Raw genomic sequence first — 2,122 nt, forward strand, 5'->3', positions numbered from 1 at the left:
CCCGCGGCGGCGACCAGCTCGGCCCGCCGGGCGGCCGAGCCGTCCGCGTCCGTCGCGGCACCCGTCGCGGCGCCCGTCGCGGCGTCGGTCGCAGGGTCGGTCGAAGGTGCGATCGTCACCCTGTCCTCCTTCGAAGAATCGGCGTGGTCCGCTCCGAATTCTGCGTTCCCGGCGGGCTGACCGGCATCCGCTGGATTGCCTTTCGGGAGAGCCGCCGCGCAATCCCGAATATTGTCCGGCGCGGACCTTGGTGGAAGTTTGGGAAATCGCACGGCAATGGCCGCCGCCAATGGCGACGAATGAGGGAGTCGAAGTGTCACAGAGTCCGTCCGCCACCAGGTCCCGCCCCTCGCCCGCCGACCAGAAGGCCGTCGCCGGGCTGCCCGCCCGGCTGGTCGAGGTCTGGGCCGCGCACGACGCCGACGGGTTCGGCGAGCTGTTCACCGAGGACGGCACGCTGGTGCTGCCCGGCGTGTACGTCGCCGGGCGCGACGAGATCGCGGCGTTCATGCGGAACGCCTTCGAGGGCCCCTACAAGGGGACGCGGGTGACCGGCGCGCCGGTCAACGTGCGGTTCCTCGGCCCGGACGTCGCGCTGCTCATCACCGAGGGCGGCGTGATCGCGGCGGGCCGCACCGAGCTGGCCGACGCGGACGCGATCCGCGCCTCCTGGCTGACCGTCCGGACCGACGGCGGCTGGCGTCTCGCCGCCTACCAGAACAGCCCGCGTGATGCGCGCTGAGGGCCGCGTGGGCGAGCGGGCGGTCGTCCTCGGCGGCAGCATGGCGGGCCTGCTGGCGGCCCGCGTGCTGGCCGAGGCGTACGCCGAGGTGCTGATCGTCGACCGGGACCGGCTGACCGGGGTGACCACGGCCCGGCGCGGCGTCCCGCAGGGCCGGCACGTGCACGGCCTGCTCGCCCGCGGGCAGCAGATCCTGGACGAGCTGTTCCCCGGCTTCACCGAGCGCGCGGTCGCGGCCGGGGTGCCGACCGCCGACCTCGGCGAGCTGCGGTGGTTCTTCGACGGGCGGCGCACCCGGCCGGCCGCGACCGGGCTGATCTGCGTGTCCGCGGACCGGCCCGTCCTGGAGAACCTGGTGCGGACGTCGGTCGCGGAGTGGCGGAACGTCGTGTTCGCCGAGGAGACCGACATCCTCGAACTGCTCACCGAGGACGGCGACGCGCGGGTCACCGGCGTCCGCGTCCAGAGCCGGGCGAACGGGTCGGGCCCCCGGGACGTCCCCGCCGACCTGGTCGTGGACGCGACCGGGCGCGGCTCACGGACGCCCGCCTGGCTGGCCGAGCACGGCTACTCGCGGCCGCCCGAGCAGCGGATCAGGATCGACCTGACGTACACGACCCGGCACTACCGGCTGCGGGACGAGTCGGTCCTGAACGGCGACCTGTCCATCAACCCGGTGTCCACGCCGTCGCACCCGCGCGGCGCGTTCTTCTCCCGGATCGACGGCGGGCGCTGCATCGTCTCGCTCACCGGCGTGCTGGGCGACGCCGCGCCCACCGACCCCGAGGGCTTCCTCGCCTGGGCCGGGACGCTCGCGGTGCCGGACGTGCACGACGTGATCAAGGACGCCGAGCCGCTGGACGACCCGGTGTCGTTCACCTACCCGGCGAGCGTCCGCCGCCACTACGAGCAGCTGGAGCGGTTCCCCGACCGGCTGCTGGTGGTGGGCGACGCGTTCTGCAGCTTCAACCCCGTCTACGGGCAGGGCATGACGGTGGCCGCGCTGGAGGCGCTGACGCTGCGCGCGCACCTGGAGCGCGGCGTCCCCGAACCGCTGCCGTTCCTCAAGGACGTGGCGGGCGTGGTCGAGGCGCCGTGGCAGATCTCGGCGGGCGGCGACCTGGCGTTCCCGCAGGTCGAAGGGGTGCGTCCGCCCGAGGTGGAGATGATGAACGCCTACATGGGGCTGCTCCAGTCCGCGATGACCCGCGATCCGGCGGTGACGCGCGCGTTCATGCGGGTGGCCGGGCTGGTCGATCCGGCGCCCACCCTGATGAGCCCGGAGATGATCTACCGGGTGCTCAAGAACGGCACCCCGCCGGCGGCCCCCGCCCCGGCGGCCTGACCGGCCCCGCCCCGGCGGCCCGACCGGCCTCCGCC

General features: G+C 74.3%; 2 protein-coding genes. Both read left to right on the plus strand.

The window, feature by feature from the left end; genetic code table 11:
* Positions 1–313 precede the first annotated feature (313 nt).
* Positions 314–742: an SgcJ/EcaC family oxidoreductase gene (locus DZF91_RS24595; RefSeq protein WP_235834526.1), complete on the plus strand. Its 429-nt coding sequence runs from the start codon at positions 314–316 to the stop codon at positions 740–742.
* Positions 732–2,087, plus strand: coding sequence for an FAD-dependent oxidoreductase (locus DZF91_RS24600; protein ID WP_117359644.1), 1,356 nt, complete (start codon positions 732–734; stop codon positions 2,085–2,087). The genes DZF91_RS24595 and DZF91_RS24600 overlap by 11 nt, the downstream gene beginning before the upstream one ends.
* The last annotated feature ends 35 nt before the right edge of the window (positions 2,088–2,122 follow it).

It is taken from the genome of Actinomadura logoneensis, assembly GCF_003428695.1.
Taxonomy (GTDB): Bacteria; Actinomycetota; Actinomycetes; order Streptosporangiales; family Streptosporangiaceae; genus Spirillospora; species Spirillospora logoneensis.